The 22,170-nt window shown below is 42.1% G+C and carries 19 protein-coding genes; 8 read left to right on the forward strand and 11 right to left on the reverse strand.

The annotated features are described in order from the left end of the window. Window positions 1–236: 236 nt before the first annotated feature. On the reverse strand, window positions 237–1,331 hold the full coding sequence (locus ABEF84_RS07725) for a porin (RefSeq protein ID WP_347454083.1): 1,095 nt from the start codon (window positions 1,329–1,331) through the stop codon (window positions 237–239). A gap of 331 nt (window positions 1,332–1,662) precedes the next feature. On the opposite strand from ABEF84_RS07725, the gene tatA reads away from it, so the two are divergent. The 4 genes from tatA to ABEF84_RS07745 all read left to right on the forward strand — a co-directional run bounded on the left by tatA (window position 1,663) and on the right by ABEF84_RS07745 (window position 5,470). Then, the gene (gene tatA, locus ABEF84_RS07730) at window positions 1,663–1,881 is read left to right on the forward strand and encodes a Sec-independent protein translocase subunit TatA (RefSeq protein ID WP_034584542.1); all 219 of its coding nucleotides are present in this window, start codon (window positions 1,663–1,665) and stop codon (window positions 1,879–1,881) included. Between the two features lie 9 nt (window positions 1,882–1,890). Beyond that, window positions 1,891–2,313 (forward strand): Sec-independent protein translocase protein TatB, encoded by a 423-nt coding sequence (tatB, locus tag ABEF84_RS07735; protein WP_347454957.1) that lies wholly within the window; start codon window positions 1,891–1,893, stop codon window positions 2,311–2,313. Then, window positions 2,310–3,089, forward strand: a complete 780-nt coding sequence (gene tatC, locus ABEF84_RS07740; protein WP_347454956.1) for a twin-arginine translocase subunit TatC — start codon at window positions 2,310–2,312, stop codon at window positions 3,087–3,089. Before tatB ends, tatC begins: the two co-directional genes overlap by 4 nt. A 185-nt stretch (window positions 3,090–3,274) precedes the next feature. Beyond that, a complete protein-coding gene (locus ABEF84_RS07745) occupies window positions 3,275–5,470 on the forward strand; it encodes a PhoX family phosphatase (RefSeq protein WP_347454086.1) in 2,196 nt (731 codons plus the stop codon). A gap of 209 nt (window positions 5,471–5,679) precedes the next feature. Here ABEF84_RS07745 and ABEF84_RS07750 read toward each other — a convergent pair whose 3' ends face one another. Continuing rightward, a complete protein-coding gene (locus ABEF84_RS07750; protein WP_034584550.1) occupies window positions 5,680–6,381 on the reverse strand; it encodes a VIT family protein in 702 nt (233 codons plus the stop codon). A gap of 254 nt (window positions 6,382–6,635) precedes the next feature. Between ABEF84_RS07750 and ABEF84_RS07755 the strand changes: the two genes are divergently transcribed. Next, entirely contained in the window at window positions 6,636–6,770 is a 135-nt protein-coding gene (locus ABEF84_RS07755) for a diguanylate cyclase domain-containing protein (protein ID WP_347454087.1), read from the forward strand. Window positions 6,771–6,857: 87 nt separating this feature from the next. Here ABEF84_RS07755 and ABEF84_RS07760 read toward each other — a convergent pair whose 3' ends face one another. Genes ABEF84_RS07760 through ABEF84_RS07790 form a run of 7 tightly spaced genes read right to left on the reverse strand, consistent with a single transcriptional unit; the run spans window position 6,858 to window position 12,748 of the window. Further along, window positions 6,858–8,144, reverse strand: coding sequence for an MSMEG_0569 family flavin-dependent oxidoreductase (locus tag ABEF84_RS07760; protein ID WP_347454955.1), 1,287 nt, complete (start codon window positions 8,142–8,144; stop codon window positions 6,858–6,860). An 11-nt stretch (window positions 8,145–8,155) separates the two neighbouring features. Continuing rightward, window positions 8,156–8,449, reverse strand: coding sequence for an MSMEG_0570 family nitrogen starvation response protein (locus ABEF84_RS07765; protein WP_347454088.1), 294 nt, complete (start codon window positions 8,447–8,449; stop codon window positions 8,156–8,158). Continuing rightward, window positions 8,437–9,483, reverse strand: a complete 1,047-nt coding sequence (locus tag ABEF84_RS07770; RefSeq protein WP_347454954.1) for a sll0787 family AIR synthase-like protein — start codon at window positions 9,481–9,483, stop codon at window positions 8,437–8,439. Before ABEF84_RS07770 ends, ABEF84_RS07765 begins: the two co-directional genes overlap by 13 nt. Next, window positions 9,484–10,083 (reverse strand): MSMEG_0567/Sll0786 family nitrogen starvation N-acetyltransferase, encoded by a 600-nt coding sequence (locus ABEF84_RS07775; RefSeq protein WP_347454091.1) that lies wholly within the window; start codon window positions 10,081–10,083, stop codon window positions 9,484–9,486. Between the two features lie 11 nt (window positions 10,084–10,094). Next, complete coding sequence (locus ABEF84_RS07780) at window positions 10,095–11,174, reverse strand: MSMEG_0568 family radical SAM protein (RefSeq protein WP_347456330.1); 1,080 nt, start codon at window positions 11,172–11,174, stop codon at window positions 10,095–10,097. Window positions 11,175–11,223: 49 nt separating this feature from the next. Further along, entirely contained in the window at window positions 11,224–12,231 is a 1,008-nt protein-coding gene (locus ABEF84_RS07785) for a Nit6803 family nitrilase (RefSeq protein ID WP_347454093.1), read from the reverse strand. A 34-nt stretch (window positions 12,232–12,265) separates the two neighbouring features. After that, window positions 12,266–12,748: an MSMEG_0572/Sll0783 family nitrogen starvation response protein gene (locus ABEF84_RS07790; protein WP_034585141.1), complete on the reverse strand. Its 483-nt coding sequence runs from the start codon at window positions 12,746–12,748 to the stop codon at window positions 12,266–12,268. Window positions 12,749–12,972: 224 nt separating this feature from the next. On the opposite strand from ABEF84_RS07790, the gene ABEF84_RS07795 reads away from it, so the two are divergent. From ABEF84_RS07795 to ABEF84_RS07805, 3 genes are all read left to right on the forward strand, one after another. Next, a complete protein-coding gene (locus ABEF84_RS07795; protein ID WP_347455768.1) occupies window positions 12,973–14,898 on the forward strand; it encodes a sigma 54-interacting transcriptional regulator in 1,926 nt (641 codons plus the stop codon). A gap of 253 nt (window positions 14,899–15,151) precedes the next feature. Then, on the forward strand, window positions 15,152–17,704 hold the full coding sequence (locus ABEF84_RS07800; protein WP_347456331.1) for an EAL domain-containing protein: 2,553 nt from the start codon (window positions 15,152–15,154) through the stop codon (window positions 17,702–17,704). 138 nt (window positions 17,705–17,842) lie between these two features. Continuing rightward, a complete protein-coding gene (locus ABEF84_RS07805) occupies window positions 17,843–18,541 on the forward strand; it encodes a DUF1826 domain-containing protein (protein ID WP_347454950.1) in 699 nt (232 codons plus the stop codon). Between the two features lie 366 nt (window positions 18,542–18,907). Here the strand turns inward: ABEF84_RS07805 and ABEF84_RS07810 are convergent, their stop codons facing one another. Together ABEF84_RS07810 and ABEF84_RS07815 are read right to left on the reverse strand one after the other, a co-directional pair. After that, window positions 18,908–20,221: a sorbosone dehydrogenase family protein gene (locus tag ABEF84_RS07810; RefSeq protein ID WP_347454096.1), complete on the reverse strand. Its 1,314-nt coding sequence runs from the start codon at window positions 20,219–20,221 to the stop codon at window positions 18,908–18,910. 179 nt (window positions 20,222–20,400) lie between these two features. Then, a complete protein-coding gene (locus tag ABEF84_RS07815; RefSeq protein ID WP_034585154.1) occupies window positions 20,401–22,128 on the reverse strand; it encodes a bifunctional protein-serine/threonine kinase/phosphatase in 1,728 nt (575 codons plus the stop codon). Between the last annotated feature and the right edge of the window lie 42 nt (window positions 22,129–22,170).

Consider the following 22,170-nt stretch of genomic DNA (forward strand, 5'->3'; position numbering starts at 1 on the left):
ATGAAAGTTATTACAGCAAGAAATTAATTATAAATAATCAATATTTTCAAAATATTGGGTTGTGTTTTGAGTCTGTAGTACAGAAAATAATGTGATAGTAAATCAAATCATCAGATGCAGTTTTACTAGCCGCTATGTCCGGTACAAGGCTACCTAAGAACATACCCAATGCCATGATCAATTAAATAAAAAAAGGACACCTTAGATGGGTATCCTTTTATATCAGTGTTTGTTGATTAGAAATCGTAGCGCATACCCAGTGATAGCGCGAGAGCATCTTGACCTGCTAATCCACTAACGCCATTACCTAAACTTCGGCCTTCTTTCCAAGGGGTTAAGTTGGCATTTTTATCATTCAGAGTGGTTGCGACATTACCGTATAAGCGTAGAGCAGGATCAAGTTTGTGTTCCACGCCTAAGGCGATTAAACTCGTGTTCGCATCCTCTCTGTCGACATCCCGGTAAAAATACTCAGTGCGTAGCAGTGTTTTAGGTGTGAATTTATATTCACCTGAAACTCCCCAAACTTGTGCATCTAGACCGCGATCTGAATCATCAAACTGCGCTTTTTGATATAAGGCACCCAAGTTTAAACTTTCAGTGAATTGATAAGAACCTGCGATACGAAATGCATCGCGCCCCGAGTTCGTCTCTTCTGTAGGTGCTGCTGTATTGGCTGAATTTTTACCGAAATTCTGGTAAGCGGCTGCAAAGTCAATGCGATCTTTTTTATAGGTCAGCGCAAGGTCATATGCTTTGCTATCGTCTTTACCAGATCCATCTGCATCCTTGGAATTTTCTTTACCACTGTTCATAGAAATTGCAGCGAGTACATTAAAGCCATTTGCAAATTTGGGTGATTTATATTCCAGTGTATTTTCATTGCGCTCATCGAATTTTAAGTCGCCAACACGCGTTACATTCCGAATATCGCCGATCATATCGCCAAATTGATTGACTGGACTACGTGCAGTTTTAAATGGACTATCAAATCGACCTACACGTAGTTGACCGTATTGATCATTTTTAAGCCCTACGAAAGTATCGCGTGTAGAAAAATTAATGGCTTTTGAGTCTTGATCACCACTCGCGAAACTGATTTCCTGTTCAATTTGTGCAAAAACATTTAAATCATCATTAATTTTTTGTTCAACTTTAAAACCTAAACGTGATGAGTTAGAGGATAGTCCAACTTCCTGGTAGTCTTGACCATCCTCTAAGTAGTCGAGAGAGACATGTGCTCGCCCATATAATTTAACGTCTGCAGCTGACGCAATCATAGGTGTTAAAATGCTTGCCCCAATGGTAAGTGCGATAGCAGTTTTTTTCATTTTTGCTCCAATAAAGACTTATCGTCGTTTTTAAATGCTGTAGTGATGAGGATCACCACGTCTCTTTTGGAGCCAGTATTGATTTCGAATATGTCAGTATTATTAAGAAAATATTACAAAAATATTAAATAACTCGAATCCCGTTTAAGCCTATGACTACATAATTTGAGTTTAAAGAAAGCTGCTTAAATATATATTCCAATCACACGTAATTGTAAATTTACCTTTTCTGTCCCTGTCATTAAATTGACATCAAAGTTTCATGGTTTTGTCATTTTTTAATGTTGATATAAGTCCGTCAATCTAAATCTATTCAATAAGGAATAAAGAAATGGCAGGACTATCTATCTGGCATGTATTGATTTTTGCAATCGTCGTGATTTTACTTTTTGGTACTTCCAAACTAAAAAATCTAGGAAAAGATGTAGGCGGTGCAATCAAGGACTTCAAGAAATCAGTTCGTGAAGAAGAAACCGAAATAGCTCAACTTCAACATTCCCGTACGATTGATGCTGAAGTTAAAGCGAGTGAGACTTCAATCAAGAATTAAGGTATCGCTATGCTCAATATTGGAATGACTGAGCTCCTGGTCTTTGGCATCATTGCGCTTCTCGTTCTTGGACCAGATAAACTGCCTGAAGCAGCACGTTTCATCGGTAAATGGTCGGCCAAATTCAAAAGGATCGCTAGCAATATACAAAATGATCTAGACCGTGAATTAAGACTGTCAGAACTGCGTGAGCAAATGCAAACTGAGCTAAATCGTATTCAGGAATTAGAATCAAAAATGCAGGCACAACTAGCGAATACGAACAGCGTTATTCAGCCAACGTTTAAAAGTTCTGAAAAACCGATATTAAACAACGAACGTACTTATCAATTCATCACCCAACCTGTTTCGCCAATATATCTACCGCCAACCCAACTGGATAAGGTAGCAAAACAAGAAAAAAATTATACTGATATAAAGGTGGCTGTATGAGTATTTTACCTTCGACCCAAATGAATAAGGATGCGCAATCAATCCAGTTAGAAGAAATGCCGATTTCGAAACACTTGGTGATTTTAAGAAAACACCTTTTCAAAATTGTAAGTGTATTATTAGTGCTATTTTTATGCTTATTGCCTTTCGCATCGGAAACTTATCAGCTTTTATCAGAGCCTTTGCGTGCTCAGTTACCTGTAAGTTCCACCATGATTGCAACCGATGTAACTGCGACATTCATGGCACCCTTTAAATTAAACTTTTTCATTGCTTTGTTTATTGCAATGCCATTTATCCTATATCAACTCTGGACCTTTATTCGGCCAGCGTTATATACAAAAGAAAAAAGACTCGCTTTACCCCTATTAATCAGCAGTATTGCGCTTTTCTATACAGGTATTGCTTTTGCTTATTTAATCGCTTTGCCGTCTATCCTTCATTTTTTTATCAGCGTATCGCCAGAAACCGTAGCACCGATGACCGATATCAATAGTTATCTGGCATTTTGTCTTAAACTTTTTTTAGTGTTTGGTTTTACTTTTGAAATCCCGATTATCACCCTATTATTCATCCTGATTGGGATAGTCAGTACACAGACTTTGGTGGAAAAAAGACGGTTTATTATAGTGGGATGCTTTTTTATTGCCATGTTTGTAACACCACCAGACGCCCTGTCCATGATCATGTTAGCGGTGCCAATGTGGTTATTATTTGAATTAGGTTTAGCAGCCGGTAAATGCATAGAAAAGGCATCTTTAGAGAAAAAGGAATAAGAAGAAAAAGAACATACAAGAAGAAAAAAACTTATGAAGCAGCCTTGGCTGCTTTATTTTTTCTATAAAAATCAATATTATGTTTAATAAATTTGTAATATTAGCTTCACCGATCTGTCATATTTAACCAGTAATTTATTCCTGACTTTAAAACACAACCAAACCTTAGTTATGGGAATAAAAAAATGACAGACTACCTGCCATATGATGAAAATCAGGAATTAGACAATAATAATTCTAACAATCAACACTTTCGGGATATTTTAGAAATATCCGTATCTCGTCGTGACTTGATTGCTAAAACTGCTAGTGGAGCTGCCGCATTAGCTTTAGCCTCTTCTCTCACAGGCTGTGGTAACGATGATGATAATGAATCTACTCTACCACCCACTGAGACAATGCCAAATCCACCTGCCCTTAACCCAGATGCAAAACCTGAGAAACTGAGCTTTAGCCCGGTTGCTAAGAATTTAAACGATATCGTCACTGTACCAGACGGCTATGAGGCTAATGTCCTATACGCACTTGGTGATTCGATTAATCCTGCGTATTCAGACTGGGATGATAACAATATTCCAAATGGTCCAAGCTTTCAGTTTCGCTCTGGCGATTGCCATGATGGCATGAGCTTTTTTGGCTTGAACATGACCAATGGTCGTTATGATCCGACTGTGTCTGAACATGGTCTACTTGTGATGAACCATGAATATATCAATCCAACTTTCTTACATCCTCAAGGCCCAACCAAAGTTGATGGTCGTCGTCCTGAAGATGAAGTGATTCGTGAAACGAATGCACATGGGATTTCTATCGTCCATATTCAAAAAGATAGCACCACTCAAAAGGTAGAAATTGTTAAAAATTCGATTTTTAACCGTCGTATTACTGCCTCTACTGTCATGAGCTTTTCAGGTCCTGCAAGTGGGTCAACTCTACTATCTACACGTTTCTCGCCAGGTGGAAAATTAACCCGGGGTACTCATAACAACTGTGGTAATGGCTATACCCCTTGGGGAACATATCTCACCACAGAAGAGAATTTTATTGGATATTTTGTCCGTAGCAAAACGGATGACGATAATCGCCAAGCTCATGAAAAAATAGCTTTAGAACGTTATGGTTTAAAAGCAGGTTCAAGTTCACGTTATGCTTGGGAAACTGCAGTGGGTTCAATTGAACCGCAAGATCTTTATGATCGATGGAATGCGGATGTGACAGCTGATCAGGCAGCAAAGGACTACCGTAATGGACCAAATACTTTTGGTTGGATTGTAGAAATTGATCCCTTTGATAGCCGACAAATGCCTGTGAAGCGTACAGCTTTAGGCCGTTTTGCTCATGAAGATTGTCGCGCAAGTCGGGCTCGTGAAGATGATAATCTGGCTTTCTATATGGGTGATGACTCTCGTGGAGAGTACATTTATAAATTTGTCTCTGACTACAAATGGAATGAAAACGACCGTAATGGTGGTTATGCAGCCGGAGATAAATATATGGACAATGGTAAACTTTATGTTGCCAAATTTAATGCAGACGGTAGTGGCCAATGGATTGAACTGAGTTATGCAAGCAATGGTTTGAACGAGCAAAACACTGTCTATCCTTTTAGTTCACAAGCTGATGTTGTGACCTTTGCCCGACTGGCAGCTGATAGCGTTAGCGCGACCAAGATGGATCGTCCTGAATGGGTTGCAGTTAATCCTGAAAATGGCGAAGTCTATGTAACGCTGACAAACAACTCAAACCGCGGTACTACACATCCTTTAGATACAGCCAATCCGCGTAACTATAGTGATCCTGAAGGTGGTAAGGGTAACGTAAATGGCCATATCATCCGTTTGCATGAAGATGCGGATACAACTACAGCAACAACATTCAAATGGGATATTTATCTATTTGGTGCTGAAGCCCAAATGGCACAAAATATCAACCTATCTGGTTTGAATGATAATAATGACCTCTCATCGCCAGATGGAATGTGGTTTGACCCTCGTGGAGTGCTGTGGATTCAGACTGATGATGGTGCTTATACAGACACCACCAACTGTATGATGCTAGCTGCACTTCCAGGTCAAGTTGGAGATGGTATCCGAACAATAACATCTTCAGGTCAAGAAACGATTGTCGGTGCTCAAGTGACAGACCAGACATTACGTCGTTTCCTGACAGGCCCAAAAGGCTGTGAGATTACAGGGGTAACCATGACACCAGACTATAAGGCTATTTTTGTCAACGTACAGCACCCTGGAGAAGACTCGCGAAGTTATGATAAGCCGACCAGTCATTGGCCTGCTTCACAGACTAACTCGTCTGCCACTTCTCGCCCACGCTCTGCTACTGTAGTCATTACTCGCAAGGATGGCGGAACTATAGCTGGATAAATAACTGACTTATCTCAAAATGCTGGCTTGATGCCGGCATTTTGTGTTTTTTATAAGTTATTGTAATAAATAATAATTTCTTTATGAGGTGAGCTTTTGATTGAGATTGCATATTATGCAATGAGTCTATTTTTTTTGAGGCTGTAAAAGTTATTAGGGCTATTCTTTATCTAACACATTGATTGAATAGATAAAAAATATCTACGAAGCTAAGCCACAGTCACGTTAAATAATGAACCGATCCAGGAACTAAACAGCATCGCGATGATGCCCCAAATCATTACTCGAACTGAACCTTTCCAGATACTTACTCCGCCTGTATAACTCGCCAGTGCTCCTGTAATTCCCAGGCTCAAGACACCGACCAGTATTACACCTTTATCTAGGTATTGTTCAGGCAGTAACAAAATTGAAAGTAATGGAAAGAGTGAACCTGTGGTAAAGGCACAGGCGGAAGAAAATGCCGCACGAAACGGTTGCGCAGCGTTACTTTCAGATATTCCGATTTCATCGCGGGCATGGGCGTCTAAAGCATTGTGCGCTGTAAGTTGTAAGGCAACGGTTTGTGCCACATCTGGTGAGAGTCCACGCTTGATATAAATATTTTCAAGTTCTTTCAGCTCATTATCCGGGTGGCGTTTTAGTTCACGTGCCTCCATTGCCAAATCATTCTTTTCAATATCCTGCTGGGATTTAACCGAGATATATTCTCCCGCAGCCATCGATGCTGCCCCAGAAATTAATCCAGCTACGCAAGTCACCAGTAAGGTATGTGTAGAGGCCCCACTCGCTGCCATTCCCACGACCAGACTGGTCACGGAAATAATACCGTCATTTGCCCCAAGTACAGCAGCACGCAACCATCCTGCCCGTTCAAAATAATGCTTTTCACTATGATAAGAATGCCGCACGATGAGCTCTCTTTATTGTTATCAACATTCTTATCCTATAATTATTTCCCTAAAAGAAACAACTATTTATTTTAAGAAAATAACGGTGTGGTCATCTCCCGGATCATGATTCAAAAGATAAAATCATGATGTGTTTTTGAATACTAACTCACTGGGCATCAAACCTATTTAACTCGGTAAAACATATCCTTTATCGCGAATTAAACGCACAGCAGCGTCACACACTTCGGCATCGTAAATTGAAAAGTGGTGAAGTGATTCATACCACCGCAAATACTGGCATTATTTTGGTGGAGTCGAATGAAAGCATGCAGACTGCGATTGCACGAGCAGATCAGGCCATGTATCAAGGAAAGCAGCAAGGCCGAAACCAGGTTGTCTTTGCCTGATTCAAGATTATTCATTTTTTATCTGTCTAACGGAAATGACCGCATGAAATCATGCGGTCAAAATTCTAGAGATTATGCTGATGATCTTTATGCAATCATCTCTGCATATTTTTCCTTAAAGGCATGATGGCGTTGAATAATATGCTTAGACAAATATTGTGAATCTTGATCGATCCCTAGGAAACGTCCTGACCCCCAAGTGTATAACCATGGTAAACCAATAAAGCTGACATCTGGATCTACTGTGATCCCACGATCATGTTTTGGATAGCCGCTGTTTTCAAAAATATCCAGATCAATCCATGAGTAATCCGGTTTAAAGCCGATGCACCAGATAATTGAAGTAATATTTTCCTCAGCTAAATTGATTTCTGTCCGCTCTGTTTCTGGTTGCCAAACTGGTGTATAGACACTGGCAGGTTCAGCCGTTTCAATTTCATTCTGCTCAATATACGTATCAATGGAAGCATTAATACGGTTATAGGTAGCATCTGCATTATCCAGGTTTTGTACCAGGTTTGGCTGGAATTTAAGTGAACCATTCTGGTAGTCAGCAAAACGTCCAAATAACTGCATGCCCTCGAGCGCAAACTTACGCAGATCGATGTCTCGACCACCATCACGACCGGTTACATAATGGTTGGTACTGTTACGAACTTCTTCACTATAGCGATGATCTTTCACCGTGGTTTCGTAATAGCCCATCTCAAACAGCCATTTCACCACATCCTTGCCACGGTAAAAACGTGCACAGCGCGGTGCATCACCAATGGAGAGATAGACTTTCTTGCCAGCTAAATGCAAATCCTCTGCGATCTGCGCACCAGACTGGCCAGAACCGACAACCAGGACATTCCCTTCCGGTAATTGCTCAGCATTAAAGTACTGCTCGGAATGAATGGTATAGACATGCTCCGGTAATTCAGAGCTGAGTTTTGGATATATTGGCGTGTGATAACCGCCCGCTGCTATCACCACCTGATTTGCAGTCGTTTCACCAATGCTGGTTCGAATGTGAAAATGCTGCTCGGCAATTTTAGTGACTTGTTCAGCGACGACATTTAATAATGCAGGTGGATTTAGCTTTTCAATAAATCCATCCAGATAGTCGACAATTTCATCCCGTTTCATAAAACCGTCTGGATCATTGCCATGATATGGATGGTTCGGCAATAAACACTGCCAGTTTGGCGTTACCAAAGTGAAATTGTCCCAGCGTTTTTTACGCCAGCTATGGGTTAGACAATCTTCTTTTTCTAAAACGACATGATCGATATTGGCCTGTTTAAGATAATGACTGACTGAAAGTCCAGCCTGCCCACCACCGACAATAACGACATCATAATGTGATTTTAAACTTGTTGATTGAAACATAATGATTTCCTCTAGTCGATGTTATAAATGTCAGTTATTTCAATGGTGTCTTCAGGCTTGACTGAGAATGACGTTGCCTGTTCCTGAATACGGTTGAGCGTATCCATAGCTGAACTGCAGGCAAAGCCGTAACGCGCACGTACCCGTTCGGAAGCAGCATGCAGGGCCTGTTCAGCCTGTTTTAAAAATTCCTGAACGGCCCATTGCTGACCTTTGTGAAAATATTCATAGACAATGGTGCTTGGTGAATAGAAATTACTGCTTTGACCATTCGGCCATTTCACTGTGAAATTCACGCTTGGCATACGCTGAGCTCCGCTTGTCTAAAATCATGTTGATATCTTTGAAAATCTTGGATCTGTTTTGCATAGCACAGACCGGTAAATGCTTGCTGGAAGTCCCAGAATTCAGCTTTTAAATCTTTATTAGCAACAGTGACTTTGTCTGAATCTTTTACTTGCCCAATCACGGCACAATGCAGATCTTGCGAAGCAAAAAGTTCAATAATTTCTTCACACTCAGCATCATCTGCAGTCAGCAGGAAACCATAACTAGGAAAGATTTGTAGCCAGTGCTGCCAGTCGACATCTTGCGGTTTAATAATCTGATCCAGCTGAATATCTGCACCACAGCCGGATGCCTCCAGTAACATCAGCAGGCTGCCCAGAATGCCGGCATTGCTGATATCTCGTGCTGCATAAGCTAAGCCCTGTTCTGCCAGTTGTGGGAAAATTTCCAGTTCTGCCTGTAACTTGGCTCCATCTACGTTTTCAAAGCATTTCCAGTAAGTGGTGTTTGGATGGAACTGGCCTTTCATATTGAGTGCCAGCAAAATATTTTGTTGTGGTTGCACATGCATGACTGATAACAGCCGTTTAGCTTGCCCCTGAATGGCAACCGATAGTGCTGGCTGAAAATTAGAATCTATATGTGTATGTCCACCGACTAATGGCACACCGTAGCACTGACAGGCATCCTGCATCCCTTGAATTAATGCTTGTGCTTGCTCAGTGTTGCGATGCCAGAAGCTATTCACAACAGATGTCGCTCGGCCTCCCATCGCTGCAATATCACTGATATTCGCCATCACCGCTGACCAGCCTGCAAAATAGGGATGATGTTCAACAAAGCTGGGAATCATGCCTTCGCAGGCATGCAGCATATAGCCATGTTCTGTGGCAATCGCAGCGGTATCATCTCCCGGCAAGGCATACAGATCTGCCAGCTTTTCAATGTTTGGCTGGGCTATTTTGATCCCTTGACCAATATTCATTTTCGCCTGCATGGCGGGTGTCTGTTTGAGGTAGCCGAGCAATCGTTCAAGTTCTGACTGGTTCATTTACACCTCCTGCATTGCATAGGAATGCTGCATGTAAGCCTGACTGATATTGCTCAATGGATAATGTGCTAGATCTGCCTGCATCAGTACATGCGGAATATTGGCAACTTGAATATTCTGTTCGCTATGCCAATGCAGCTTCTGGAAATACCCTTCATTCTGTTGCTGTACTGTCGCGAGAAAACGCTGACATCCCAGATTTTTTGCAGTAGAAACAGCTGCATTGATTAGGGCCTTACCAATGGCTCGGTGGTGACGGTATAAGGGATCGACACAGAGCCGGCCACCCCACCAGGTCTGTTTGCCGTCAGGAAAGATTCGGACTGCACCAATCACACGATCCGGTTCACCAAACATCTGACCAATTGCCACAATACCGAATGCTTTAAAATCGTATTCATCCCGATCTTCTTTCAGAATTTGTTGTTCATCACGAAATGTCGCTTCACGGAGACGGTAATACTGGCGGCGTTCCCAGTCTTCACTAACGATTTTGATCACGATATCTGCACTAATAAATTCATCAGCCAGATAATGTTTCAGTTGCTGGTTAACTGCCTGCAGCCATGGGTTTTGTGAAAGATCATCATCTAAATACATCGCGATCTCTCCTATTCATAAGCTTTGAGTGATGAGCAGGCACCGCATTTGGCACAACCCGCCTGAGTGTCTTCAGACTTCAATTGATGCTGTTTCAACTGAGCACCAATTTCCAGATAGAGCGCCTGCATAAATTCAGGCTCAGGTTTTGGATGATGCTCAAGTGGTGTACCTTGAATTGGTACGAATGGCACCACAAATGGATAGACACCGATTTCAGTCAGTTTAGCTGTCATCTCCAGAATTTCTTCTTGGGTATCGCCAAGCCCAGCCAGAATATAGGTACTGACCTGCCCCCGGCCAAAGACTTCAACGGCTGCCTTAAATGCCGCAAAATATTTATCTAGGGATACTTCCGCTTTACCCGGCATGATCTTGTGTCGCACCCGATCACTCACAGCTTCTAAGTGCATGCCAATAGATACGGCACCTGCATTTTTTAACTTGGCAAACCAGCTAAAATCATCAGGTGGTTCACATTGCACCTGGATTGGCAAATCAACGGCTGCACGAATTGCAGTTACTGAATCAAATAAAATCTCAGCACCACGATCCGGTGTATTCGGTGTTCCTGTGGTCAGAATCATCTGAGAGATCCCATCCAGCTCGACAGCTGCTTTAGCCACTTCCGCCAGTTGTTCAGGACGTTTACGGATTAAGGTCCGGCCATCTTTGAGAGATTGATCAATCGAACAGAACTGGCATGCAGTTGCCTTGTTATTCATGCGAATACAGTGCTGCAAAACTGTGGTTGCCAGAACATCATGACTATGCAAGGTGGCAATCTGTTCATATGGAATGCCATCTGCGGTTTTCAGGTCATAAAACTTAGGGCGTTTCGGTGCAGTCAGCGTGGCAACCGGAATCTTATTTTTGAAAACAATGACATTGTCGGTTTCTTTGTCCTGCTGTGCAGTATAAGGAGAATCCTGAGCGGCAAGATTCAGCACAGGAATCATCATGGTCTGTCCATTCAGACTCAGGGCTTTGTGGTCGCTTGGGCCGGCACCACCTTTACGGGCCAGACCGACTTCACCTTCCCATTTCAGGCCATTGCATTGCAGGTCACTGAGTAATTCAACTGCTGACATGGCGGACACTCCTTACACGTAATACTTAATTCATTTTCAAATTTGACTGCTATGCTTTACTAAACAGCTCTTCTGTTGGCGTGGTAAAGTTGCTCAGTTTTTCTTGGTTTGTTGATAGATTTGATTCTGGATATTCATGTAAAACCTGGGTTTTGCGGCGATCAATCAGCAGGCTCAGCAATTCAGGACGACTGTAATGACCCACTGAGTCCATCATGCGTTTGCGTTTATCGATCAGGCTAAAGTCCAGATCGGCAATTACATAACCTTCACCTTCAGTTAACGGTGCTGTTAAAAATTTGCCTTCTGGTGAAACAATGGCAGTAAAGCAGCCCCCTGAGATTGGACCTTTTTCACAGCCGGTATCCTGCATAATTTGTTCTTGCTGTTCTGGTGTCAGCCATGCTGTGGCATTCACTACAAAACAGCCGGATTCCAGTGCATGATGTTGAATCGTTGCGGAGATCTGATCGGCAAAAACCTGTCCCACTAAAGAGCCAGGGAACATTGCGGCATGAATTTGTTCACCATCTGCCATCAGGGCAAAACGCGCCAATGGGTTGTAGTGTTCCCAGCACGCCAATGAACCAATTCGTCCGACGGCGGAATCAATGGCGCGTAAACCACTGCCATCACCTTGTCCCCACACCATACGTTCATGATAAGTCGGGGTAATTTTGCGACGATGCTGGATGATGCTGCCATCTGTATCAAAGAGCAGCTGGGCGTTATAAATTGTCCCACCTGCACGTTCATTAATTCCAATAGAGACCACCATCTGCGCAGTACGACATGCAGCGCCAATGAGGTTTGTGGCTTCTGAAGGCACCACCACAGATTCATTGAGCAGTTTGAGATGTTCTTTACCCATCGCAAACGGTGGCTGGACAAAGGAAAAATAAGGGTAATACGGCACCACAGTCTCAGGAAAAACTGCAAATTGCACACCTTGCTGTCCAAGCTCAGTAATCAGCTCACAGACTTTTTTTACGGTGCCTGCTTGGCTATAAAGCACTGGACTACACTGTACGGCTGCAGCTTTTACGATTCGACTCATGGTTTTACTCCCCTATTTTTTCCTAATCTTTGAATTACACAGTCCAGGTATCGATAATTAATGCGTTGTCACGACGCATTAGTAGTTTTAAGTCCATCACATCCAGTGGATTGATAGCGCGAATACCAGGAATGAGCGCTTTTTCAGTCTGGCCATACAGTGCCTGGAGTGCGAAGCGGCAGGCATAGACTTCACCACCTTCTTCCATAAAGGCTTTCAGCTGGTTGTTAACTGCCAAGTGACCTGGAAAAGCCTCAGCACCTAATGTCGGGAAACCACGTTGTACGCCAAGTTGTACGCCTGGACCGTAAAGCAGGATTTTGGTTTCAAAGCCTTTACGTAACAGACGTTTCGCCTGCAGTACATTGACTAAACCAATCGAACCTTCAAATGCCACGGTATGGAATGTTACCAGTGCTTTTTCACCTGGCTGGGCTTTAACATCCTCAAATACCTTTTCTTCATAGTCGACCAGGAAGTCGCCATCTTTATATTGTTCGATATCTACTTTTGGCATAATGCGCTCCGATAAGATGAGTTAAACAACCTTGATTGGTTTGTCTTAGTTATTGCCAAAGCTGTGCCAAGTTAAGAGAATGGCTAAAAATATTTTTTAAATTATTGTTTTTATTTAATAATTAATTTTCATCATTTTTTTAATGTTTAAATAAAAGTCTTTTACAATTATGAAATTTCGTATTACTATGATTTTTCATAGCTATATCTACGAAATTTCATATCATGGCAGCAGACTTTATTTCAGGTTGGGCACAATCTGAGGACTCTTTACGGCCTTTGGCTTTCGAGCATACCGCACAGGCATTGATGATGATTGATCCGAAAGAGAACCGTTTTATTGATTTCAATATTGCTGCTGCCCGTCTACTGCGTTATGAGCGGCAAGACTTGTTAAATAAATCAGTTACTTCTCTTTTTGGTCATTTTACCCAGCTGCCCTATCTGATCGCTTTTACCGAGGAAACGTTAAATAAAGGTCAGGCCTGGAATAATGAGATTTATGCCTTTGACCGCAATGGCGAGAAAATCCAGCTGGATGTGCATTCAATCCATTTACCATATCAACAGCATGACTACATGATCTGGTCGCTGGTGGATGTTAAAGATCTGGAGCTGCGCCAATTTAATAAAAATGCCGACAAGGCCATACGTGCGGGTCTACTGGAATGGCAGGCATTACAGGAACTGTTTATTGATTCCGATACGGGTAAACATTTACTGCTGAGCGCCGTGGGCGACGGGATTTATAGTATTAATCATCAAGGACTGTGTACCTTTATTAACCCCGTTGGCGCCAAAATGCTGGGGCTGAAACCTGAAGATGTTATCGGCAAGAATATTCACCAGATTCACCATCATACCCATGAAGATGGCCGGCATTATCCCGTAGAAGAATGTCCAATTTATGCAGCGGTCCATGACGGCGTGGTGCATGAAGGTATTCAGGAAGTGTTTTGGCGGGTGGATGGCAGCTATTTCCCGGTTGAATTTACCAGTACCCCGGTGATTCGTGATGGCGAGATTATTGGCGCAGTCGTGGTCTTCCGTGACATTTCTGAACGCTTAAATACCGAGGCCAAGCTTACCCAGGCACTGAATGAACTGCAAAACCTGAAAAGCCGTCTGGAGCAGCAAAATGAATATCTGCAGGAAGAAATCCTGCAAGATAATCAGTACCATGAGATTGTCGGGAATAGTAGTTCGATCCGGGAAATTATCGAAAAGATCAAGGTCGTTGCACAAACCGATGCCAACGTGATGATCTATGGCGAGTCTGGTACGGGTAAGGAATTGATTGCCCGTGCGATTCACCAGTCTAGTCATCGCAAGCAGCAGCCTCTAATCCGGGTTAACTGTGCCGCAATTCCTGCTGAACTGTTTGAAAGTGAGTTTTTTGGTCATGCCAAAGGTGCCTTTACTGGCGCTGTCCGGGATCGTGCCGGACGTTTTGAACTGGCAGATCAAGGCACACTCTTCTTGGATGAAATCGGTGAAATTCCACTCGAGTTGCAAAGTAAACTGCTTCGTGTCTTGCAGGAGGGCACCTTTGAACGGGTCGGTGAAGAACGCACGCGTAAAGTTAATGTCCGGATTATTGCTGCGACCAACCGTAATCTAAAACTGGAAGTCAGACAGAAGCGCTTCCGGGAAGACCTGTATTTCCGCCTGAACGTATTTCCAATTTTTTCGCCTGCATTACGTGAACGTAAAGAAGATATTCCGCTGTTGGTTAGCCACTTTAGCAAGCTGATCAGTGAAAAACGTAAAGTGCCTTACCTATCCTTTAGCCAGAAACATATCCAGGAATTGCAACGCTATAACTGGCCCGGCAATATCCGCGAATTACAGAATGTGTTGGAACGTGCCATGATTACAGCTCGTCATGGTGCTGTGTCATTTCAGTATTTATTGGAACAGGATGGTCAGCCTATTGCGCATCCGGCAAAACAGCCTAATATTCCATTACAACAAAACATTCCAGAGATCCTAACTATCGAGGATATGAAACAGCTGGAAATAGATAACCTGAAACGCGCCGTTGAGCATTGTGATGGAAAAATTTTTGGAGAAAATGGTGCAGCAAAATTGCTGGGAATTAATCCAACGACCTTAATTTCCAAACTGAAAAAGTTGAAAATTGAATATTAATTCAAGGTACATATCAGGGGATAATCATTCAATTTTAATCAAGAAACTGACTTAAGTTAAAGTCTAAAATATATAAGTTTTTGAGATGATTATATATAAACATGATCATGATTCTGCTATTTTATTGAGTAGAATTAATCATCCCTATTTAGCGAATTTTACATAATTTTAAGTAAACATTTCGTCTAAATGGATTATACAGCCATGAAGCAAATATAGATAATATAACGACAACAACAGGATGGTCTGCCATATGGGGCAAACAGCAAGTTATTTAGACACCCAATCAATCTTTGATTTGATTGGGCAACATGCTGATTTATCGCTCATATTTCAAACCATCAGTGAATGGCTGGAAAACCGGATACCGAATTCGATGGTATCCGTCATGCTGTATTCAGAAGAACAACAAACTTTAAATTTGGTCAGTGGTGAAAAACATTTTTCCCCCCGTTATCGTGAACTGATTACTGATCTTAAAATTGGTCCAAATGTGGGAGCCTGTGGTTCCGCTGCTTTTTATAAAAAATTAGTCATTTGTGAAAATCTGGATACAGATCCCAACTGGCAGCCATTCTATGATCTGATTCAAGAAGAAAATATACACGCCTGCTGGTCTGCCCCGATTATTAATGCTATGGGAAAACTCTATGGCACCTTCGCGACCTATTATCGCTTTCCTAAACGTCCAACTGCTACGCATATTCAATTAATTCGCCATGCCGCCTCTTTAATTGCCTTGAGTATGGATCTGCATGTTGAACGGCAACAACGGCTGGCGCTGAATGACAAATACCGCTCTTTCTTTACCTATCACCCAGATGCGATTTTTGAACATAATCTGGATGGCATTATCATTGAAGCCAATCTAGCTTCTGAAATAACAACCAAATTCCATCTGGAAGAGCGGCTGGGGGTCCATTTTTCGAATTTCATTGCTGAAGAATATAAATCCGTTACACAAGCCGCCTTCGATCAGGCCTTGAAAGGCAATAGTCAGCATCTTGAAATTCAGGCAGTCAATGGTTTGGGTAAAGCATACTGGTTGGACCTAACCTACCTGCCAATTAAACAAGCTGAAGAAGTGGTTGGAGTTTTCAGTATTGCCCGTGATATTACTGAGCGACGTGAAAGCGAAGAAATGTTACGTCTGTTGAAACGCAGTGTCGATGCCAATCCACATGGACTCGCTTTGATGCGCGCGACCAAAGATCAGCCCATTGAATATGTAAATCCAGCTTTTGAAGAACTTACGGGCTATAAAAAAGAAGAGCTGATTGGTAAGAGTTGCCGAATTCTAGAAGGTCCGGACACAGATCCTGAGATCATTCTGGAAATAGAAAAGGCACTCATAGAAAAAAAAGAAATCAAAACTATCCTTAAAAACTATCGTAAAGATGGCAGCTGGTACTGGAACCAGTTAATCTTAGGCCCAGTTTTTAATGATAGTAATGTCTGTACCCATTTTATTGGCATACAGCAGGATATTACCCAACAGCTGGCCGATAGTGAATATATCGCCCGTCAGCAAACCCATGACACTTTAACTGGCCTGATTAATCATCACACCTTTGAAACACAACTGGAGACTGCCTTCCGTGAACACCGAGAGAATCATGGTTCGCTGATTGTCATGTATATTGAATTAGATGGTTTCCAGCCTCTCAATCACAGTTTAGGTTACCTGCTGGGTGATCAACTTCTGGTTGCGGTTGCAGAGCGTCTAAGTCAGTTCTTTAAACAAGACGATATAATTGCGCACTTCTCTGCTGACGAATTTGGCATCATTCTGAATAATTATCAGGACTTAAAACAGGTCGTTGTCATTGCAGAACAAATCCTCAAAAGCCTTTCTGCCCCATTTGATATTGAGGGTCATAAAATCCATATCAGTGCCAGTATTGGGATTGCTGACGATGACCCTCAGATCGAAAAATCCAGCCAATTCCTGCATCATGCCATCCATGCCATGAATGAAGCGAAAAAAGAAGGTGGCAATACCTGGCATTGGTATGCATCTAATTCTGCCACCACACCAAAAGTGGATTATGTCATGATGCGCCATGAACTCATGGTGGCGCTGGAAGAAAACCAGTTTAGGGTGTTCTATCAACCGGTAATTGATGCGCGCTCAGGCCAGCTCAAAAGTGTAGAAGCCTTAATCCGCTGGCAGCATCCAGAAAAAGGGTTTATCTCTCCAGCCGAGTTTATTCCATTTGCTGAAGAAACAGGCCAGATTGTCGCCATTGGACAATGGGTTTTACAGCAAGCATGTCAGGATATTGTCGAATGGAATAAGAAAAATGGGGCGAGTCTCAGTGTAGCGGTGAACCTTTCCCCTTTACAGTTTAAGCGCACCGGCTTTTTGCACGAATTACAAGAAACACTGAAAAATACCGGACTAGCACCTGAATTATTAAAAATAGAAGTAACCGAGAGCATGTTAATCGCCGGTGCGGATCGTTCTTTAGAGATCCTGAAAGCGCTGCGTGATTTGGGAATTCAAGTGTCTGTGGATGACTTTGGAACGGGATATTCGAGTCTGAGTTATTTACGTACCTTACCGGTAGATGAAATCAAACTCGATCGCTGCTTTATTGAACATTTACCTGAAGATGAAAAAGATAGTGCGATTGTTGCCGCGATGATTGTGATGGCGCATAAACTCGGTCTTCAGGTCGTTGCGGAAGGGATTGAGGACTTAGCGCAAGCAGAGTTTTTAAGACAACAAGAGTGTGATTATTTCCAGGGTTATTATTTTGCGAAACCTGCCGCGCTGACCGAGTTGAAGTTAAATTACCCATAATTCTGCATGATGGATTCACGAGTAAATAATTAAAATTATAAGTAAGACCAAAATTTGGATATAGCTTATTTATTCTGCTTCACATCTAAAAATCTAAGCGTATTATTAGGCACAGTCTATTAATCGCTTTTCTCCTAAATGACCAATACATTTTCTGACAATCATCAAATTCAAGTTGTTTCTACTTTTGCCGAGCTGATTCATACAAAGTTTAAAGATGAAATGAATGCTGCCTGCTGGTCTAGAAATTTAGTGGGAGATTTTAAAGAAATTGTTGATCAGCTTGAATTAAAAGAAAATATCACTGAAGTTACTATTGATGATTTATTAGCGCTTCAATTATCTAAAAATGGCCTTCTTGCCCGAGAAATCATTCTGCAAGATATGCAGTTATTAACAGAATGCGGTGCTTCCCCTGCTCTAAATTTGCTTAAATGCTATGAACGGGATGATGAACTCGATTTTATTTCGACAGATGTCTATTCCTATCATGTGGACCGCTCACTAATCGAAACAGATACTTTTTTATGTACCTATCATGGTGCTGCGAGTGATATTTTGCCCAATCATCAGGCCGAACAAAAAATCCTGATCCCAGAAATCAGGGAACAACTGAAACAATTACATGATGGCACTGAAGAATCGTTCGAAAAGTTTCTGGAAGAATATTACTTTGACCTGCATTATCAACCGAAAGCGGATGCACAGCCTATCAATTTAGGATTGGGTAATCTTTGGCGACTGGCTGTTGATCATCCTACCCAACAGGCTTTACCCTGCGTGCACCGGGCGCCTGTAGAAAATGATGGAGAGTATCGGTTGTTATTGATCTGTTAAAAGATTCACTATTCCCTTATTCAATCCGTTTAAACTCTGGGTTAATCAGGAGTAGAACCAGTTGTTTTATATGAAATTTCATATAATGTTAACTTTTGTATGAAAAAAGTACTGCTTTGTAAGTAATATCCTACATAATTTAGAGTAATTACCCTATTTTAACATTGCTTAATTCTTGTCATTATCTTTCACACAAAGAGCTGGCAAGGAAAGCCGGTAATAACCGCATAATTATTATTATAAAGTCGAAAGACAGCGAACTTAAGGGATGTAAGTGATAAAAGAAGAGACTACAGCCGCTAAGCCTTATAGTTTTGGGAGAGACTATAAGGCTTTTATTTTTGTGCCTACTTTTGAATCACTCTATCATTTGGGTGACACACGCCAGATCACATTGCCTACATCATCCGCAACTAATATCGCGCCTTCGGCATCTACGGCCACTCCAACAGGTCTTTCCAAAGCCTCCCCTTTATTGCTGAGAAATCCAGTCAGAATATCTTGCGGCTGACCAGCAGGTTGGCCATTTTGAAATGGCACAAAAATCACTTTATAGCCACTATGCGGTTTTCTGTTCCATGATCCATGCTGGCCAATCAATGCACCATCACGATATTGCGGCATCAAATTAGCTTTATAAAAAGTTAAGCCTAAAGATGCAGTATGGTTACCTAGTGCATAATCTGGCTTAACTGCACGTGCAACCAGTTCAGGGTTTTGTGGTCTCACTCTTGTATCTATATGCTGACCAAAGTAACTATAAGGCCAGCCATAAAAAGCACCATCTTTCACCGAGGTTAAATAATCAGGAACCAGGTCATTGCCAAGCCCATCCCGTTCATTAACCACAGTCCATAACTCCCCACTCTGTGGCTGCCAGTCCATGCCATTGGGATTGCGCAGTCTGGTGGCAAATGGCCGGGCTTTACCTGTTTCGATATCAAACTCCATGATCAGTGCGCGTCCCTCTTCCTGATCTAATCCATTTTCAGCCACATTACTATTGGAGCCAACTGTTATGTAGAGTTTGGTACCTGCAGGATTGGTGATGACATTTTTCGTCCAATGATGATTTAAGGGACCGGCTGGTAAATCTAATACTTTGCTGCCACTTTCCCTGATTTGCGTGATACCGGATTGATAAGAAAAACGTACTAAAGCATCTGTATTTGCCACATACAGCACATTACCCACCAGTGTCATTCCAAACGGTGAATATAAATTCTGCAGAAATACCGTTTTCTGGTCAGCAACGCCGTCATTGTTGCTATCGCGAAGCAGGCTGATACGATTGGCACTTGGAAAGGATGATCCTGCCTTTTGCATCACCATTTTCATGATCTTGCCTTTAATTCCTTTACTATCCTCCGGCTTAGGTGGTGCGTCGGTTTCAGCCACCAGCACATCTCCATTGGATAATACATATAGCCAACGTGGATGTTGAAGGTCTTTGGCAAAGGCTTGAACTTTTAAGCCGGCAGCCGGTGTAAGCATTGTGCCTGCAGGCCAGCCCTTAGCAGGTGCAATATTAACGGTTGGAAATAAACTAGCTTTGGGTTCTGGTAAATGCGGCTGAGGACCATAACTGTCTGTAATTGGCGCCTTAGAGGATGAGGTACAACCAGTAAATGAAGCTATGAATGTAGCACTCAGGATTGATAGGAAAAATCGAGCAGACATGGTTATTCCCTGCTTTCTTGTAGTTCTTTCCTTATCTTAAAAGCCTGTTTAAGTTGTCTCGATATAGTTCTTGTTTTATCTGGTTGCCGATTCATTATTATAGTCGGCACATCTCATTTCATTATCTATTTAATAAAGTCCTATTTATCCTCTTAATCAGTCCCTATATGACTTTCATTTTATTTAAGATAAGGCCATGCGATACTCAAGAGCAGTAAAAGCCCTAATACCCCACAACAGACCTGCCAGAAAAGCAAAGGATCACGTTCGATTATTGCCGATGGTTTGGTTTTTAACAGTTCTTTGGATGGGTGTGATAAATCATGAATGAATTCCGACAATGCCTCATAACGGCGCATTGGCTCAATATTCAGTGCTTTATGTAGCACCTGATCCAGCCAGACAGGCAAATCAGGCCGATATTTCTGAATAGAATGATATCGAACCTTTTTCTGCTGGTTTAAGCTCTGGCAACGCGCCAGATCGGTGCCATAGGGTAATTGCCGGGTAAGTAAGTAATAAGCCATTACAGCTAGAGAAAACTGATCGGATCGAACGGACGGTGCGGTATCAATAAAATATTCCGGTGCCATAAAAGCTAATGTGCCTAAAGGACGATTGGCATGCTGGGGATTGATTTCTGCCAGACCACGTACCGCCGTTGAACCATAATCAATCAGCTTAATTTTGATGTCATTTCCAGTATCTAAGACCATGATATTTTCTGGTCGTACATCCTGATGCAGCATCTCAAGTCGATGCATTGCATTTAAAGCCAAAGCCGTTTGTTGCAGAATGGGTAAAATATCTTCAAGCTGTAATGGCTTTTTCTGGCGATGCAGCCAACGATCCAGGGTTTCTCCCTGCAAGTATTCATAACATTGAAATAAATATTTTTTCTGGTTGTGATGGGGATAGCACTGCATCAGGTTGTCATGTTTCAGGCGTTTTGAAATCCAATCTTCCAGTTGAAACTGTTCTACTGCGCTTTCATCCTGCTGTAAATCGACAGCCAGGGTCTTAATCACCAAGGGCTGATTCTGGGAATTGTGTGCCAAATACAGGCAGCTGCGATGATTTTGGTGCAGGATTTTATCAATGATATACCCTTCAAATACTTCGCCTTTGCTCAGCTGCTGCGGAAATACGTAGTCTTGCTGAGTTCGAAATTGTGCCATTTCAGGTAACTGCTCGATACAAAGCACCTGAATACTCAAGTTATCATCACTGCCCTGCTTTAAAGCCTGCTCGACGAATGCTTGAGCAAGTAGGTTTAAATCGTCTGTTTCTAAGCTGAAATCTAATAATTGCTGGTCTGTAACAAATTCATAGACGCCGTCGGTCATGAGTAAAAATAGATCTTTTTCTTTTAGCTCAATGCTTTGGTAATCGATCTCTATCCGATAATCGACACCCAAGGCTCGGCTCAGGTAGTGTTCTCTGGAAGATAGCCAGACCCGATGATCATTTGTGAGTAATTCAATTTTTCCATTGCGGATTCGATAGATCCGGCTATCTCCAACATGAAAAATATGGGCATGTTGCTGTTTTAAAATTAGTGCAGATAAGGTGCATACATAGCCCCGGTCTTTATCAAAACGTCCTTGGCTTTGCTGGGTTTGAGCATACAGCCATGAATTGGTAGCACGAATCACCCGTTCAGCCGAAGTCTGTGTGCTCCAGGCATCTGAGGTAGAATAATAGTCCGATAAAAAACTACCGACAGCGGTTTCAGCAGCAATATGGCTGACATTACTACTACCAATCCCGTCAGCAATCGCACAGGCAATCCCTTTTTGTTTTAGGACATGACCTTCTGGCAAATAGATGCCATAAAAATCTTGATTCTGCTCTTTAATTCCAGCCGTAGAATTTTGCCCGACACTGACTTTTAAGCTTTTTTTCATGCTAAAAACTCAAAAAGGGATCAAATTGATCCCTTTAAACAT

Source organism: Acinetobacter sp. ANC 7912, assembly GCF_039862785.1.
Lineage (GTDB): Bacteria > Pseudomonadota > Gammaproteobacteria > Pseudomonadales > Moraxellaceae > Acinetobacter > Acinetobacter thermotolerans.

Coding starts and splice junctions, on each gene's coding strand:
- ABEF84_RS07725 (WP_347454083.1), bottom strand. CDS start 1,331: ATGAAAAAAACTGCTATCGCACTTACCATTGGGGCAAGCATTTTAACA.
- tatA (WP_034584542.1), top strand. CDS start 1,663: ATGGCAGGACTATCTATCTGGCATGTATTGATTTTTGCAATCGTCGTG.
- tatB (WP_347454957.1), top strand. CDS start 1,891: ATGCTCAATATTGGAATGACTGAGCTCCTGGTCTTTGGCATCATTGCG.
- tatC (WP_347454956.1), top strand. CDS start 2,310: ATGAGTATTTTACCTTCGACCCAAATGAATAAGGATGCGCAATCAATC.
- ABEF84_RS07745 (WP_347454086.1), top strand. CDS start 3,275: ATGACAGACTACCTGCCATATGATGAAAATCAGGAATTAGACAATAAT.
- ABEF84_RS07760 (WP_347454955.1), bottom strand. CDS start 8,144: ATGTTTCAATCAACAAGTTTAAAATCACATTATGATGTCGTTATTGTC.
- ABEF84_RS07765 (WP_347454088.1), bottom strand. CDS start 8,449: ATGCCAAGCGTGAATTTCACAGTGAAATGGCCGAATGGTCAAAGCAGT.
- ABEF84_RS07770 (WP_347454954.1), bottom strand. CDS start 9,483: ATGAACCAGTCAGAACTTGAACGATTGCTCGGCTACCTCAAACAGACA.
- ABEF84_RS07775 (WP_347454091.1), bottom strand. CDS start 10,083: ATGTATTTAGATGATGATCTTTCACAAAACCCATGGCTGCAGGCAGTT.
- ABEF84_RS07780 (WP_347456330.1), bottom strand. CDS start 11,174: ATGTCAGCAGTTGAATTACTCAGTGACCTGCAATGCAATGGCCTGAAA.
- ABEF84_RS07785 (WP_347454093.1), bottom strand. CDS start 12,231: ATGAGTCGAATCGTAAAAGCTGCAGCCGTACAGTGTAGTCCAGTGCTT.
- ABEF84_RS07790 (WP_034585141.1), bottom strand. CDS start 12,748: ATGCCAAAAGTAGATATCGAACAATATAAAGATGGCGACTTCCTGGTC.
- ABEF84_RS07795 (WP_347455768.1), top strand. CDS start 12,973: ATGGCAGCAGACTTTATTTCAGGTTGGGCACAATCTGAGGACTCTTTA.
- ABEF84_RS07800 (WP_347456331.1), top strand. CDS start 15,152: ATGGGGCAAACAGCAAGTTATTTAGACACCCAATCAATCTTTGATTTG.
- ABEF84_RS07805 (WP_347454950.1), top strand. CDS start 17,843: ATGACCAATACATTTTCTGACAATCATCAAATTCAAGTTGTTTCTACT.
- ABEF84_RS07810 (WP_347454096.1), bottom strand. CDS start 20,221: ATGTCTGCTCGATTTTTCCTATCAATCCTGAGTGCTACATTCATAGCT.
- ABEF84_RS07815 (WP_034585154.1), bottom strand. CDS start 22,128: ATGAAAAAAAGCTTAAAAGTCAGTGTCGGGCAAAATTCTACGGCTGGA.